At 47.4% G+C, this 16,283-nt stretch carries 7 protein-coding genes and 6 pseudogenes; 9 read left to right on the forward strand and 4 right to left on the reverse strand.

Features of this window, described 5'->3' with window-relative positions; genetic code table 11:
• Positions 1-10 precede the first annotated feature (10 nt).
• Together E7745_RS06265 and E7745_RS06270 are read right to left on the reverse strand one after the other, a co-directional pair.
• Positions 11-1,698, reverse strand: a pseudogene (locus E7745_RS06265) (sodium:solute symporter).
• A 109-nt stretch (positions 1,699-1,807) separates the two neighbouring features.
• Complete coding sequence (locus E7745_RS06270) at positions 1,808-2,965, reverse strand: aldose epimerase family protein (RefSeq protein WP_107032744.1); 1,158 nt, start codon at positions 2,963-2,965, stop codon at positions 1,808-1,810.
• 353 nt (positions 2,966-3,318) lie between these two features.
• On the opposite strand from E7745_RS06270, the pseudogene E7745_RS06275 reads away from it, so the two are divergent.
• A pseudogene (locus E7745_RS06275) lies at positions 3,319-3,582 on the forward strand (ABC transporter permease); the annotation flags it as partial.
• 195 nt (positions 3,583-3,777) lie between these two features.
• Positions 3,778-4,608 (forward strand): 4Fe-4S binding protein, encoded by an 831-nt coding sequence (locus E7745_RS06280; RefSeq protein WP_123400410.1) that lies wholly within the window; start codon positions 3,778-3,780, stop codon positions 4,606-4,608.
• Between the two features lie 31 nt (positions 4,609-4,639).
• On the opposite strand, the gene E7745_RS06285 is transcribed toward E7745_RS06280, so the two are convergent.
• Complete coding sequence (locus tag E7745_RS06285; RefSeq protein WP_124075574.1) at positions 4,640-6,001, reverse strand: MATE family efflux transporter; 1,362 nt, start codon at positions 5,999-6,001, stop codon at positions 4,640-4,642.
• 173 nt (positions 6,002-6,174) lie between these two features.
• Positions 6,175-6,752 (reverse strand): annotated as a pseudogene (locus E7745_RS15035) (sugar O-acetyltransferase).
• Here E7745_RS15035 and E7745_RS15245 point away from each other — a divergent pair.
• The 7 genes and pseudogenes from E7745_RS15245 to E7745_RS06325 all read left to right on the forward strand — a co-directional run.
• Positions 6,739-6,879, forward strand: a pseudogene (locus E7745_RS15245) (phage integrase SAM-like domain-containing protein); the annotation flags it as partial. The pseudogenes E7745_RS15035 and E7745_RS15245 overlap by 14 nt on opposite strands.
• A gap of 155 nt (positions 6,880-7,034) precedes the next feature.
• Positions 7,035-10,667, forward strand: coding sequence for an ATP-binding protein (locus E7745_RS06300; RefSeq protein WP_168182027.1), 3,633 nt, complete (start codon positions 7,035-7,037; stop codon positions 10,665-10,667).
• 53 nt (positions 10,668-10,720) lie between these two features.
• A complete protein-coding gene (locus E7745_RS06305) occupies positions 10,721-10,951 on the forward strand; it encodes an AraC family transcriptional regulator (protein WP_136408493.1) in 231 nt (76 codons plus the stop codon).
• Between the two features lie 166 nt (positions 10,952-11,117).
• Complete coding sequence (locus tag E7745_RS06310) at positions 11,118-11,960, forward strand: family 16 glycosylhydrolase (protein WP_136408494.1); 843 nt, start codon at positions 11,118-11,120, stop codon at positions 11,958-11,960.
• A 150-nt stretch (positions 11,961-12,110) separates the two neighbouring features.
• A pseudogene (locus E7745_RS15040) lies at positions 12,111-12,347 on the forward strand (helix-turn-helix domain-containing protein); the annotation flags it as partial.
• Positions 12,269-13,033 (forward strand): annotated as a pseudogene (locus E7745_RS06320) (IS630 family transposase); the annotation flags it as partial. The pseudogenes E7745_RS15040 and E7745_RS06320, both read left to right, overlap by 79 nt.
• Positions 13,034-13,153: 120 nt before the next feature.
• Positions 13,154-16,276 carry a SusC/RagA family TonB-linked outer membrane protein gene (locus tag E7745_RS06325; protein WP_240740395.1) on the forward strand — a complete coding sequence of 1,041 codons (3,123 nt, stop codon included), beginning with the start codon at positions 13,154-13,156 and terminating at the stop codon, positions 16,274-16,276.
• Positions 16,277-16,283: the final 7 nt, after the last annotated feature.

Genomic DNA, 16,283 nt, shown 5'->3' on the forward strand with positions numbered 1-16,283 from the left:
GTCCGCCAGATTACCAGAAGTAATAATAGAAAGCGGCTGTGATGCCGAGAATGATGACGGTGTGGATTACATCCCAGTGGTTCCAGCTTGCGCGGGTTGCGGCCCGCTGTTCCGGAGTTGAGGTGCCGAACACAAGTCCGCGTATCTTTTCCTGGTCAGGCGCTTTGGTTAAGAGGCTGACAATTATCACAACCAGGAGGCAGAACACCAGCATCCATCCGCAGAAGAAGAGCCAGTTGGTGTCGTAGAACAGGTATTGGAAGAGGTTGCTGTCGCTGCCGGGCACTACGGTCGCATTGCTGTAATAGACTTTGGCTCCGAGTCGGGTCAGGCCGATGACGAGACCGGCGATAAGTCCCCACATGCCGCCTTGGGCTGACGCGCGTTTCCAGCAGATGCCCATGAGGAATGCTGCTGCGATGCCGGGGGCGAGCACTGACTGCACGTCCTGAAGATAGAGATATAGCACATCGCCTACGGAGCGCATGACCGGTATCCAGAGAATGCCGAGAGCCACGATGACAACTGTGGCGGCCTGGCCGATGCGCACGAGTTTTTTCGGGTCGGTTTTCGGACGGAAGCGCTGATAGAAGTCGATGGTGAACAGAGCGGCTGAGGAGTTGAAGAGAGATGCGAGTGATGACATAAGCGCAGCGAGAATGCCGCATACAATCAGGCCTTTCACACCGGCCGGAAGGAGTTTTGCCACAAGGGTGGGGAAGGCGGCGTCAGAGTTTGGAAGTCCGTTTTCAGTCAGCGGAAGGAAGTCGCCGAGATTCTGATGGAGTGCGAAGGCGATCATGCCGGGAATGAGAAAGAGGAAGACCGGGAGCAGTTTGAGGTAGGCACCGAAGATTGTGCCTCGGCGGGCTTCACGCTCGTTTTTGCCTGAGAGCACGCGCTGCACTATGAACTGGTCGGTACACCAGTACCAGAAACCGATAACCGCTGAGCCGATAAGGGCGCCGAGCCAGGGATATTGCGGATCGCGGTTGTCGCGTATGAGGTTAGTCATGGTGTCACCGTATTGGTTGACTTCCACCGAGGAACAGATTTCCATCATCTTGTCCCATCCGCCGAGTTCCTTAAGGCCGAGCACGAGGATGATCATTGATCCGAGCAGCAGGATCGGAGTCTGGAGCACGGAGGTGTAGAGCACAGATTTCATGCCCCGAAGATGGTGTAGAGGGCAGTGATCACGACAAGGCCGATGGCAGCGATCCAGAAAAAGTCTATGCCCCATAGAGTGTCGATGCCGAACACTTGCTGGAATACGAGTCCGCCGGCATAAACCGTCACTGCGACTTTAGTCAGCACGTAGCTGATCAGAGAGATCAGCGAGAGAATGGTTCGGGAGGCCGAGTTGTAGCGGCGTTCAAGAAATTCAGGCATCGTTATGACCATAGAGCGGGAATAGAACGGCACGAAGACCCATCCGAGCAGAAGGATCATCCAGCCCTGGATTTCCCAATGGGCCATTGCCATGCCGCTTGATGCTCCTGATCCGGCCAGGCCTATAAGATGTTCCGATCCGATGTTAGAGGCGAAAATCGAAGCGCCGATGGCAATCCAGGTTGCGTCTTTGCCGCCAAGGAAGTAGTCTTCGGCATTGTTTTGTTTCTGCCGCATCACCCATACGATGATGCCGATGAGCGCTACGAAGAATATAGCGATGACAATCCAGTCTAATAGAGCCATGATTTAATTGATGATTTTTTAGTGTCAGATTCTGAGTTATAAGAGATTGTTTTTAAACAACATTTAAATATAGTAATGGTATAAATATAGTAATAGTATATGTGTAAAATTACTTTTCAATTCCGAAACGGAACACGCAATGGCTGCTGTACGTCTCGCCGGGTCTGAGAATCACTGACGGCCATTGAGGTTTGTTCGGGCTGTCGGGGTAGTGCTGTGATTCAAGGCATATGGCAGCCCTTTTGTTGTAGACTTTGCCGTTTTTGCCTTTGACGGAGCCGTCAAGAAAGTTGCCGGAGTAGACTTGAATACCCGGTTCGTCGGTGAACACATCAAGTCTGATACCTGTTGAAGGGGCGTAGAGGCTGGCGGCGATAATGCTGTCGTTGCCGTTTGTGGTCAGTACCCAGTTATGGTCATAGCCCATACCGTTTGAGATCTGTTCGAAGTCTGTTTCATCAATTTTTTCGCCGATGGCACGCGGGGTGGTGAAATCCATCGGAGTGTCTTTGACAGAAGCTATCTCGCCGGTGGTCATGAATGTTGAGTCGACAGGAGTGTAGTCCGCAGCGTTGATGTAGAGCAGATGGTCTGTGATCGCTTTGTCAGGGTCTCCGCTGAGGTTGAAATAGGAGTGGTTGGTCATGTTGATGACAGTCGGGCGGTCGGTGACAGCGCTGTAGGCTATGTCAAGTGCATTGTCAGGGGTGAGAGTGTAGCAGACTGTCGCTTTCACGTTACCTGGAAAATTGTTGTCACCGTCAGGAGAGTCCATTTCGAGCACGAGAGTGCTGTCATTTGCTGCAATGACGTCATATACCTGATATTGCCATCCTGCTGGACCGCCATGCAGGCAGTGGCCGAAGTTGTTCTGAGGCAGTCTGATGCTGTCGCCGTCAATCACCATTCTTCCCTGATTGATGCGGTTGGCGTAGCGGCCTATCGCAGCTCCGAAGTCAGTCTGATTGTTTTCCGGGAGATATGAGGCGATGCTGTCGAATCCCAGCACGACATCTGTCGGGGTTCCGTCTCTGTCAGGCACAGTCAGCGAGACGATGCGTCCTCCGAAATTGGTGATGCAGACTTCCATGCCGGAATTATTTTTCAGGGTATAAAGTCCGGTAGTCTTGCCGTTGACGGTGGTCACGAAGTTGTCAGGGTCAAGTCCGGATTCTGTAAGATCCGATGTTTTTTTGTTTTCTCCACATGATGTCAGAGTCAAGGCTGCACCGGCAACGATGAATGCTGTGAGATATGTAAATTTCATAAGGTTTGGTTTTAGTTTGTAAAATTAGATTTTTTGCAATAACTTTCAAGCGATCGGTTATATGTTTTGCAGCATATTCACGGCGCAATTTTATAAGGTATGTTAAAACGTTCACGGCATGGCAAAAATACGAAAATGGCAGCAGTCCGATGTGTCATTATGGCTCATATTTATGCACAATATGTTTCGGCCACAATGCCACCGCATTGCTCCCCTACTGCGCGAACACATCTGCATGACGCTTGAGCGCCCCGGCGTTAACAAATATTGGTGAACAGGGTCTTAGCCGTGTGGATGTCCGATAAGAGCCGGTTCGTGGATTTTTTTTGCCTGTTGGTTTAATATTTGACGGAGTTGGAGCCCGTGGCATCGACATCCTCTCGCAGTTCCTGATCGAGGCCGTCATCATAAGCGTGACCGGCGGTGTCATAGGCATATTGGTCGGAGTGCTTGCCTCCTGGCTTGTCACGGTCATAGCCCACTGGCCGGTGTATATTCAGATGTATTCGGTCGGACTTTCTTTTGCCGTGTGTACGATCACCGGGGTCTTCTTCGGCTGGTATCCGGCAAAGAAGGCGTCGAATCTCGACCCGATAGAGGCAATACGTTATGAATAATCCATATTGCTCATACTTTCAACAAACACATAATATATAACAAAGAAGATTAGTTTATGAGCAGAAAAGATGTTAAGTGTTTAACAATGCGTCCGCTAAGATGTGAATCCTGGCGGACGTTTTTTCATTGGAAATGTGTATATTTGCAGTCTCGACCCTATCGGTTGCCGGTATCACATAATATTGCTTCTTGAAATGGAATTACACAATATCGTTTTTTCGCCTACAGAAACATCTCTGAAAATAGCCCGTTCGGTTGCGGACGGCATCAGCGGAACGGCTGCGGCAGGCAGTATTCTCCACAATCTTACTCTTGGGCTTCAGCCTGGCAGCATCAGCCTAAGGCGGTCTGATCTGGCCGTAATCGCAGCACCTGTCTATGGCGGCAGGATGGCTCCGATGGCAAAGGAAAGAATGAAACACATTGTTGCAGATTCAACTCCGTGTGTGCTGATCGCAGTTTATGGCAACCGGGCTTTTGAGAACGCGCTTTCAGATATGGCTGAATTTGTTTCCGGTCTTGGCTTTGTGCCGGTTGCGGCCGGAGCCTTTGTCGGGGAGCATTCCTATTCGCGCCCTGACACCCCGATTGCTGTCGGACGTCCGGACCGGGCAGATCTTGATGAAGCATTCGGATTCGGCAAGGCTGTTGGCGAGACTTTGAAAAGCGGAGGTCTGAGGCCGGTGGATGTGGCGGTGCTGCATGACGAACCGTTGCCGGAAGAGTCTTTGGCTAATTTCAGGGCGTTTGTGAAAGTTTACTCCGAAGGACAGAAAGTGAATCCTGTCAGGCTTGTTCCGCTTATAGATCCGATGCTTTGCAGCGGGTGTGGGAAATGTGTCTCTGTATGTCCGGCTGATGCAGTCAGTGATGACTGCCGTTCGTCAGATCCGGCAAAGTGCATAAAATGCTGTGCCTGTGTCAAGGGTTGCCCGTCTGGAGCGCGAAGTCTTTCGTCGCCGTTTGCGCCGGTGCTTTCAGCAAACTTCAGCAGGCGCAAATCCCCGCAGTGGACAGTCGGATAATAGAATAAATTCTTTTGTTTTCCTGTGATTTCTATGAATGAGCTCCAGGCCGGAGTCTGTTGTACAGATAATACGCGGAAATGCACAGGCTTGTCATGATCTCTGAAACAGAAAGAGCCATCCATATGCCATTTATGCCCAATAGCTTCGGAACAAGAATAAAGGACGGAACAAGGAATATGACACCTCTCAGCAGAGCAAAAATTATTGCCGGAAGAGCTTTTTCGATACTTTGGAAGTAGCCTATTGCCGTCAGATTGAATATGAAGAAGACAAATGCAGTAGAATAGACCGGAAATCCGGCGATCGCTATCAAGGCCGCTTCGGAATGGGTGTCAAGAAAGAGGCCGACCATAAGTTCCGGCAGCAGACTGAAAGAAGCGGTGACTGCCCCGCCGCATATCAGGGCGGTGATGATGGCAAGTTTTTCAGTAGATACCACTCTTGAACGCTCTCCGAGTCCGTAGTTATAGCTGATGATCGGTTGTGCTGACTGTGCGATGGCATTACCGATCATGAATGCGAACGGACAGTAGTAGCAGGCAATGCTGAAGGCTCCGACGCCGTCATTGCCTATATAGCGCATGAATCCCAGATTGCCCATCAGCATCAGAACGCCCATAGTAGCTTCGCCAAGTAGTGCTGAAATACCGATCTTGCACTGGTAACCTATGTTGCGGAGAGTCAGCCGCAGGCTGGTCAGGCTGATTTTCAATTTAGCCGGTCTGAGATCGGATGCGAGAAACACAAGATAGACAAGTACCATGACGCCGCCTGTCATGCAGCTGAGAAATGTGGCGAGTGCCGCACCGCGGACTCCCATGTCAAGCGGAAAGATAAACAGATAGTCGAGGATCACATTCAGCAGGCCGGGCAGGACGTTGCACCACATGGCATATTTCGGCGAACCGTCAAGTCTGACAATAAAAAGGCCTATCGCACACCAGATCTGAAACACACACGTGGCAAATATCCAGGGCATATAGTCCAGGACAAGCGGCATAAGCGATTCGGAGCTACCTAAAAGCAGCGCGGTGTGACGGGGAGATGACAGAGTGGCGATAAGAAACAGCCCTGCGAGGACGGTTGCGACAAGGAGGGCCTGGGTGATGTTCAGTCTTGCGGCTTTGATGTTGCCAGCGGCAAGATGGAGTGAGGAAACAACAGACGCTCCTACGCCAAGCATCAGTCCGATGCCCATCATCACCATTGTCGGCGAAATGCAGATGTTGACGGCAGCCAGTGCGTCGCTCCCACATCCGCGTCCTACGAATATACCGTCCGTTGCGGTCACCGCACAAAGTGCGAGCATTCCAAGCAGCGTAGGCACAAGATAGATTCTGAAGAGGGTGGGGATATGTACATTCCCTAGATCAATGGCATCACGTTTCATAAGATAGAAAAAAGGGGTTATGACTAATGTGAACATAAAAATTGCTGAATAAGAATCGAGGTTTTACCCGGTCATCTTATCCAGCATTATCATAATGCCCTCCGATGAGGATTACAAAACGCATCTTCAGATCAGCAATGCAAAGGTACGAATTTTTTGTCAGAACATGATGCTTAAGGTTGCTGTTCGTCTATTTTCCTGATGACGCGGCATGGATTACCTACGGCTACAGAACCGGCCGTGATGTCTTTTGTCACTACACTTCCGGCTCCGATCACGCAGTTGTCACCTATGGCACTCTCGGCAGTACCGTGACAGATGCTCCGATCCATACGTTGTTGCCGACGGTTATCGGCCGGGCATATTCCAGACCTTTGTTTCTTTCAACCGGGTCAATCGGATGACCGGCGGTGTGGAATCCGCAGTTCGTGGCTATAAAGACATTGTCGCCGAATGTCACCTTGGCTCCGTCAAGGATGACGAGGTTGAAATTGGCGTAGAAGTTTTTGCCTACACTTATGTTGTAGCCATAGTCGCAGAAGAAGGGCTGTTCGATCAGGATTGAGTCTTCCACATGGCCGAGAATGCGGCGCAACAGGCGCTCGCGGCCTATGGTGTCTTTTGGACGCAGGTCATTATAGTCACGGCAAAGTTCCTTGCATTCGAGACGCTCGGCAATGAGCGACGGATCATAATTGGCATCATATATCATGCCGGCAAGCATTTTTTCTTTTTCTAAGTTGTCGGACATTCCGTTTACGGCTATCGACCGTTCCTTCATAGACAAGTATGACATCTACCTGCGTACACAGCGCCGACTCGCCACCTCCGCCGTGGACTTTCATACCACACGGCTGAAGATGATAGTGTCGGAGGCAACGCGTCTGTTTTTGCTATTATGCTATTATTAAAGTTTTTGAGTTGTAAATCCTCTAATGTCGAGAAATTTAGCTAACTTTGCAGTATTATGGGTGATTATACGCCAACTTCGCTAAAGAGCACTAAGAACGGGCTGTTTATTACAGTGGTTGTCATGGTTTTTCTGTTTCTTGCACAGAAAGGCTATGGAAGTCAGCATGTAATTTCAGAAGTTCTGCGTATTGACAACTCGACGGGGCTCAGTAGTCAGAAGGTGTATTCGCTTGCTGAAGATGCGTCAGGAGCTATCTGGATAAGTACCAAGTCGGGGGTTGACAGGTATAATGGTAGGATTCTTAAGAATTACTCTCTTGAAGGCGATTCGTTCTATGGCGATAGAGCTGGTCGTATAATTCAGCTGTATCTCAATGAGGGCGATTTGTATGCCTACGAAAGTACAGGCAAAATTCACAAATATACGCCCGTATATGATTCGTTTATTTTGACGAGCAATCTTTCCGACCTAAGTCATAGCGATGTTGTGCTCAACAAAATGCTGGTGAGCAGTGACAACAGTATATTGTATGCAACCAATGACGGCCTGTTTAAATACGTGTCAGATAAGGATTATCGCCCCATACTGCCCGGCGCGGCTGTCAACGACATCATTATTGCAAAAGGTTATTTGTTTGCAGCAACATCTTCGGGACTTAAAATCATGCGTGACGACCATGCGGTCAAAGATGTTGGTCTGCTGAAAGATACCAAAATACAGAGCCTGTATTTCGATGAGGAAAACGATGCCCTATATATCGGAGCTTTCAACAAGGGCTTATATAAACTTGATTTGTCGGATTTCAGTGTTGCCCAAATCCATGCTACAAACAGCCTGTTGCATAAGCCGATACGTTCTATTGTCAAACTTAGCCCGGAAAGGCTTGCCATAGGTATTGACGGCAGCGGTGTCCTGGCTTATAATGTAAAGGCCAACTCTCTGGCCACGTTTGTCAACACGGAACTCGCCCCGGAGTTTTCATTTACCGGCAACGGCATATATGCACTGTTGAATGACGGCCAAGGCAATCTGTGGATTGGCAGTTATACCGGAGGGGTGACAATGGTGAGTCTGTCGCAGTCGCCCATACAGATAATTACACATATAAAAGACAATCCCAACTCTCTTGTCAACAACAATGTGAATTATATCATAGAGTCGTCAGACGGAAATATATGGTATGCAACTGACCGCGGAATAAGCATTTACAATCCCCGTACCGGAATCTGGAAAAATTCATTATCCGGAATAGTCGTTGTGTCGCTGTGTGAGGACGGCAACGGAAATGTACTGGCCGGTTGTTATGGCGACGGCGTATACCGTATGGATTTGTCGGGAAACATAAAGGGGCACTGGACACAAAGCGATGGAGCCTTGTCATCGAACTATATCTTCGCAATACAGACTGATTGTCATGGCAAGATATGGGTCGGCTCTCCTCACGGCTGCCTCGTAGCCCTTAATAGCGACGGCTCGTTATATCATAGGTTTGAGATAGACGGCGTTATGTCAATCAGTGTCGTTGACGAGAAGCGTATAGGTGTCGCTACCGGCAACGGATTTTATATCATCGATGCCGACACGAACAGCTATAACTGGTACGCCAATTTTCAAGAGCAGTCAGAGCACGACGTAAGTGCATATATAATCCCGATGATGTTCACAAAAGGTACCACAGTATGGCTTGGAACCGAAGGTGGTGGTCTTAACCTGTATGATTATAAGAACAGGAAAATCATACGCGAGATAAAAATGTCAGACGGATTGCCCTCAAATGATATATACGGTCTTGTGCATGATGACAAGGGACGCCTTTGGGCAAGTACAGGCAACGGCCTCGCAATCATAGGCGATTCAACAGTTTCCAGTCTTAACTTTATCAACGGAATTGCCAGAGAATATAACAAGTCCTCGATTTTAAGGACATCTAACGGTGATTTGATTTTCGGCAGTACGGCAGGCGCAGTCAGGCTGTCGCCCGACAAAATCAGTGTAGCTGAATACTCCGCACCATTGAGAATATCCCGATTCACTATTGACGGCATCAGCGAAGAGGAGTCTGCCAAGATTATACCGGAGCTTTTTGAGATGCTGCAAAACCGGAATATAGTGCTCAGTGCCAGTCATAACTCGTTTGATGTTGATTTTGAGGCAATAAACATAGACTATCGCAATGACATCGCTTATCAGCATATCCTTGAAGGGTATGACCACGATTGGAGCGAAATGACCATGGACGGTAACGCCCGCTTCCGGAATGTGCCTCCGGGCAATTATACCCTAAAAATAAAAGCGTTGCGTAAAAGCGACGGACGAGTCATAGATGAAACCTCTATTGACATCACTGTCGAAGAACCGTGGTGGAATACAATATGGGCCAGAATATGCTATCTGGCTATAATAGCCTTTATTATATATTTTATAATTAGGTATAAATGGTATCAATTGCGAAAAGAGCATGACGAAGACAAAATCAGATTTTTCATCAATACAGCCCACGACATCCGCACTCCATTGTCATTGGTCATGTCGCCCATTGAAGAGCTGAAGACACAGGACGGCCTTTCCGAAAAGGCTAAATATCTGCTCGATGTGGCGGGCGCAAATATACGAAAGCTTAATGCTGTCACCGCTCAGCTGCTCGATTTTGAAAAGATTGATTCGAGAAAAGCAAAGGTCAACATCGAGCCGATCAATCTTAATTATCTATTGTCGGAGGAATTGAGTTGTTTCAATAATGTTGGTGAAAAGCGCGGCATCACGCTTCACCTGCAAGTTCCCGATGAGCAGGTAGTGGTTTCAGCTGACAGACATCTGCTTGAACTCATGCTTGATAACCTCATGTCGAATGCCTGCAAATATACCAATCAAGGTGGCAAAGTGGAGGTGTCACTAACCGCAAACAAGTCAAAGGCTGTCATCAGGATTACCGACAATGGTATAGGCATACCTGAGAAAGAGCAGAAAAACATATTCACAAATGTCTATAGAGCCGAGAATGCGAGAGCGTCACAAGAAACAGGCAACGGTTTCGGTCTGCTTCAGGTCAAGCGTATAGTGGAAATGCTCAACGGCAACATAGGCTTTACATCTAAAGAGAATGCAGGAACCACTTTTACAATCTCATTCAAGCGTATCTATGACGAGCCTGTCATTCACTGGAATCCGAATAATCTGAATGAGGCCTTGAATGAAATACGCATACCTTCTCCCGTAGTATCCGCTGTTTCTGAGAGTAAGGATGAGACATTGTTGATTGTCGAGGACAACGATGATCTTAGGAATTATCTGACGGCAACATTCTCGGTTGAATATAATGTCGTGTCAACTATTTCGGCTGAGGATGCCCTAAGATTCCTTGAGAATCACTATCCGGATATTATCATCTCAGACGTAATGATGCCCGGAATACAGGGTGACGAGCTGTGCAGCATGATAAAGAACAACCCTGACACCGCCGACATTCCGGTCATTTTACTTACTGCGAAAACCACTCATGACGCGATTGTGAACGGCATTGAAAAAGGAGCCGATGACTATATCGCCAAGCCGTTCAGCCTTGACATCCTCAAAAGCAAGGTCAGAGGTATGCTCCACAACCGCAAGCGTATCCGTGAATATCTTATGAGGCTTGCATTGATGAGAGCCGAGGGTGACGTAGTCGAAGTGAAGACAATCCCACAAATCGTCGAGGAACCGACACTGACCGAAGGCAATCGGACAAGGCATTTGTTGATAAGGCTGTTGATATAATTATCGCAAATATATCAAACACCGAGTTTGACATTGAATATCTATGCCGAGAGATGGCAATGAGCCGAACACTGTTCTTCGGTCGTCTGAAGTCATTGACAGGGAAAGCTCCTCAGGAATTTATAAGAATCCTGAAACTTGAACGAGCCGCTGAGTTACTTAAGCAAAAGACACCTGTAACAGAAGTGGCTGTGATGACAGGTTTTGCTAATTCTAAGTATTTCAGCACTATCTTTAAAAAACACTTCGGGGTGTCTCCAAGTAAATTTTGTGAACAGAATTGAACGAGGTTTAAGGTGTTTATGTCTGATTTTCTGAATAATAGCATAATATATCAGAAAACAAACCTCAAAATGTCAGTAATCAAACCTTGATAATAACGAACGGTGGTAATTTTGCAAAACCCATATAAGGTCTATGTGGGAGTAAATATACCAACCAATCAATATCATGGTCTTTTTCAATATCAAACATTTGTTTATCTCTGCGTTCGCAGTAGCGACTTTAATAGGGTGTGGCGACTCGGAAGATGAACCGACACCGGCACCGCCAGTAGTTGAACCTGTCGATGATGTGGTGTTCTTTGACGATTTTGATTCATTCAATTCCGCTTACTGGTCAAAAGAGACACACGAAGCCGGATGGACAAATCAAGAGTTACAATCCTATAGTACCAGTCAGGTCAAAGTCGGCAAGGACGAAGGTAAGACTGTACTAATTCTTACAGCCAAGCGCACCGGCAACAAGGTGGTGTCCGGTCGCGTGAACACCAAGAACAAGAAGTATTTCAAGTATGGAAAGGTTGAGGCAAGTATAAAACTGCCTGAGACCGCAAATGGTCTGTGGCCCGCATTTTGGATGATGGGCAACAATAAGCAGGAGTGGCCTGCCTGTGGTGAAATAGATATAATGGAGATGGGAGATGCCCAAGGTATCGCCAACGGGACAAGTACCACGCGAGTAAATACCGCGCTCCATTATGGCCCTGATGTTGCCGGACATGAACAGCAATATTTCGCCGGAGATGCCGGTTCAAATTTGCAAGACGGCAAATATCACACATATACGCTTACTTGGAATGAAAATAAGATTGATGTTTCTGTAGATGATGTCAAATTTCATAGTTTTGACATTACTGGTAATCCATATTTTCAAAATGACTTTTATATTCTGTTTAACCTTGCTGTTGGCGGATCATTCACCGGTATCTATGACATCGAAGGCATTACAGCCTTAAAAGATGGTCAGACGGCATCGATGTATATAGACTGGATTAAAGTAAGTAGATGTTGAAAATTAGTTTATATCAATTTTTTTGCGTATCTTTGTGTAAACACATAAAGACACAACGCTATCGCAAAAATCAAAGTTATACAACTGACAGACCAACAACGTCTGCAATTAGAGGAAGGCTTTCGCCAAGGCAAGAGCCACGCATACCGCATGCGCTGTCGCGCAGTGCTTCTGAAATCCACCGGCCTGACTTCGGAACAGGTTGGAGAACAGACCGACATGACCCATATATCAGTCAATTCCTGGGTGAAACGCTTCGAGGCCGAAGGAATCAAAGGACTGGAAACACGTCCCGGACGGGGTCGGAAGCCAATAATGGACTGCTCGGACGAAGAGTCGGTACGCAAAGCCATAGAGAACGACAGGCAGAGCGTGAAGAAAGCGAAAGAGGCATGGCAGCAGGCTTCAGGGAAAGAAGCCTCCGAGAGTACCTTCAGGGCTTTTTTATCCGCCTTGGCGCGGGATATAGACGTATAAGAAAACGTCCAAAGGGGAAACCCTCGCCGCAGCTCTATGCGTATAAGACCGAGAAGCTGCAAGAACTCGTACAACAGGAAAAAGATTGTCTCATCGACATTTATTATGGAGATGAAAGCCACATCTGCACCGAGGGATATGTGCCATACGGATGGCAGTTCCGAGGTGAAGATGTCTATATCCCATCTGAAAGAGGTCTGAGACTCAATATTTTCGGCATGATAGACCGCAACAATCGATATGAAGGATTCTCCACAACTGAGAATATGACCGCTGACAAGGTTGCCGACTTTCTTGACCGATTTTCTCTCCGTATCCGTAAAAACACTTTTGTTGTCCTTGACAATGCAAGCGTCCACAGATGCAAACTCATGCGGGAACTCCGTCCAATATGGGAGAAACGTGGGTTGTATCTCTTTTTCCTTCCACCGTACAGTCCACATTTGAATATCGCCGAGACGCTCTGGAGAATCCTCAAGGGCAAATGGCTCAGACCTGCGGATTATTGCTCCACAGAATCCCTGCTCTATGCAACTAACCGTGCGTTGGCTGCGCTTGGATCTGAACTCAATATCAATTTTGTCCATGCGGCTTAGTATAAATTAATTTTTACGACTTACTTAACTAAAATAAACTAATCAATACACATGAAACAGAGAACTTTAACAACCAAGCTCCTGTACGGTTTCCTGCTTGTCGGTGCGGTATCCTTTGCTATGCCGCTTCAGTCGTATGCAGAACCCAGCGCAGCTGCGGCAACGCCATCTCAGAAGATAAAGGTGACTGGTGTCGTTGAAGATGCTGAAGGCCCAGTTATCGGTGCCTCAGTAATTGAGAAAGGAACCAGCAATGGAACAGTTACCGACCTTGACGGTAACTTTACGCTGATGGTATCACCGAATGCAACACTTAAAATCAGCTATGTCGGCAGTGACCCTGTTGAGGTCAAGGCTACAGAGGCGCCAATGAAAATCACGCTGGAGCAGAGTTCGCAAATGCTCAGCGAAGTGGTGGTCACTGCTCTTGGAATCAAGCGCGACCGAAAGGCACTCGGTTACGGTCTTGACGAAGTAAAAGGTGATGCCTTTGAAAAAGCCAAAGAAACTAACGTCATCAACTCTATGGCAGGTCGTGTGGCCGGTCTCGTTGTAAGCCAGACCGCAGGTGGTCCTTCCGGATCAACCCGCGTAATTCTGCGTGGTAGTACTGAAATGACCGGTAATAACCAGCCATTATATGTTGTCGATGGTGTACCTCTTGACAATACAAACTTCGGCAGCGCAGGAACATCAGGCGGATACGACCTTGGTGACGGCATCTCAAGCATCAATCCAGATGATATAGAAAGTATGTCGGTACTTAAAGGTCCGGCCGCTTCCGCTCTCTACGGTAGCCGTGCCAGCCACGGTGTAATTCTCATCATCACCAAGAAAGCCGGTAAAGAAAAATATTCGATAGAGTATAATGGAACACTGACATTTGACAAACAGCTCTCTAAATGGGATAACGTACAGCAGATCTATGGTATGGGCAGCAACGGCACATACAGTATCGACGCAGTTTCAAATACCAATAAGAGCTGGGGACCGAAAGCAGACGGAAGCAACGTCCTTCGCTACTTTGACGGCGTGGAGCGTCCATATCTTATAATACCTGACAATACCTCCGGATTCTTCAGAACCGGTCTTACCGCAAACAACACGGTTACAGTCTCATCCAATTCAGGCAATACAGGCATTCGTTTCACACTGACCGATATGCGCAACAAGGATATTGTCCCCAAGACTCACATGAGCCGTGACATTTTCAATCTGCGTGCCAATACATCTATGGGGAAGGTTGACCTCGACTTTACCGTAAACTATACCCACGAAAATGTAAAGAATCGTCCTGCTCTTGGCGACAGTAAGTCTAACGTCGGCAAGAACCTAATGACCCTTGCAACCACCTACGACCAGCGTTGGTTGCGCACATATCAGGATGCTAACGGAGAGTATTCCAACTGGAACGGTATGGACCCCTATAATGTAAACCCCTATTGGGACGTCTACAAGAATTCCAATGATTCAAAGAAGGACCTGTTTCGTTTACACGCATCTGCTATTTATAATGTAACATCACACCTCAAAATCAAAGGAACAGCGGGAGCTGAACTCAACTGGTTTAATTTCAATGATTTCAAGGCTCCGACAACTCCTGGCTATGAGTCAGGTTACTTACAGCAGAGCCAGTTCAAAAACCAGATGTATAACTTTGAACTCATAGCGACCTATAACAACCGCTGGGGTGACTTTGACTTCACAGGAACTGCCGGTGGAAACATCTATAAGGTCGATAACCGTACAAATATAACCACAGCCCAAGAAATGCAGATTAGGGATGTGGTTGCCCTTATGAGCTTCAACGAAACAAGCCTTCAGGAAAACAGCTACCGCAAGCAGATTAACTCGCTGTTCGCGGCTGTCAATCTCGGATGGAAAAACCTGTTATATCTTGACGCTACTATCCGTGGTGATAAATCGTCGACTCTGCCGACTGGAAATAACACCTATATTTACCCCTCGGTGTCGGGTAGCTTTGTGTTCTCTGAACTGATCAAGCGTGGTGACATTCTGCCATACGGTAAAGTTCGCCTGTCATTCGCACAGGTTGGTAGTGATACAGATCCCTATCAGTTAGGACTGGTATATACAAAATCAAAATTCACATATCCCGGTTACACCATCGGCTTTATTGACAATACCACTATCCCCAATAAGAACCTCAAACCTACCCGGACCAACTCATTTGAAGTGGGTTTTGAAACAAAGTTCCTCAACAACCGTATCGGTCTTGACTTCACATATTACAATCAGATAAGTAAAGACCAGATTATGGGCATGGCAAGTAGCTGGGCCACAGGATACCCCTATCGTCTTATCAATGCCGGTGAAATCCAAAACCAAGGTATCGAAATCGCACTTAACACACGTCCCATTATCATAGGCGATTTCTCTTGGGATTTGGGTATCAACTTCTCTAAGAACAACAATAAAGTGCGTAAGCTTGTAGACGGCATGGATATGTTTGAACTTGAAAAGGCTTCATGGCTTGATGTCCAGGTCGCTGCAAAGGTTGGTGAGAACTTCGGTTCTATCGTAGGCCCCGATTTCCAGAGAAACGAAAACGGAGATATTCTTATTGACCCAGCAACCGGTTTGCCGATGTACGACAAGAGCAATCACGTTCTTGGAAATGCATCTTGGGACTGGACAGGTGGTCTGAGCACAACATTCCATTACAAGAATTTCGGGCTTACCGCACTTTTTGATGTAAAGGTTGGAGCTGATCTGTATTCTATGTCGGCACGTGCTGCTCACGAATCAGGCAAAAGCCTTGCAACACTGGCCGGACGAGAAGAATGGTATAAGTCGGAAGAAGAGCGTCAGGCAGCAGGTATTGCAAAAGGTGCCTCGACATGGACTCCAACCGGAGGTTTTGTCGCACCCGGTGTGATTGACAACGGCGACGGCACTTATCGTCCCAATGACATAAAGGTCAACCCCGAAGACTATTGGATGAGTGTTTGCCGCAATGCCCCTTCGATGTTCATCTATGACAACTCTTACATAAAGTGTCGTGAAATTACACTTACCTATCAATTCCCGAAGAAATGGCTCGGTAAGGTAGTGCAGGATATGTCTATTTCATTTGTGACACGAAACCCGTTCATCGTATGGAAGAACATTCCCGACATCGATCCTGATTCTAACTACAACAACACAACCGGTATGGGACTTGAATATGGTTCGCTGCCTTCACGCAAGAGCTATGGTTTCAACCTGTATGTTAAATTCTAAACGTAAG

This window comes from Duncaniella sp. C9, assembly GCF_004803935.1.
Lineage (GTDB): Bacteria > Bacteroidota > Bacteroidia > Bacteroidales > Muribaculaceae > Duncaniella > Duncaniella muris.

Coding starts and splice junctions, on each gene's coding strand:
- E7745_RS06305 (WP_136408493.1), top strand. CDS start 10,721: ATGGCAATGAGCCGAACACTGTTCTTCGGTCGTCTGAAGTCATTGACA.
- E7745_RS06280 (WP_123400410.1), top strand. CDS start 3,778: ATGGAATTACACAATATCGTTTTTTCGCCTACAGAAACATCTCTGAAA.
- E7745_RS06310 (WP_136408494.1), top strand. CDS start 11,118: ATGGTCTTTTTCAATATCAAACATTTGTTTATCTCTGCGTTCGCAGTA.
- E7745_RS06270 (WP_107032744.1), bottom strand. CDS start 2,965: ATGAAATTTACATATCTCACAGCATTCATCGTTGCCGGTGCAGCCTTG.
- E7745_RS06325 (WP_240740395.1), top strand. CDS start 13,154: ATGCCGCTTCAGTCGTATGCAGAACCCAGCGCAGCTGCGGCAACGCCA.
- E7745_RS06285 (WP_124075574.1), bottom strand. CDS start 6,001: ATGAAACGTGATGCCATTGATCTAGGGAATGTACATATCCCCACCCTC.
- E7745_RS06300 (WP_168182027.1), top strand. CDS start 7,035: ATGGTTTTTCTGTTTCTTGCACAGAAAGGCTATGGAAGTCAGCATGTA.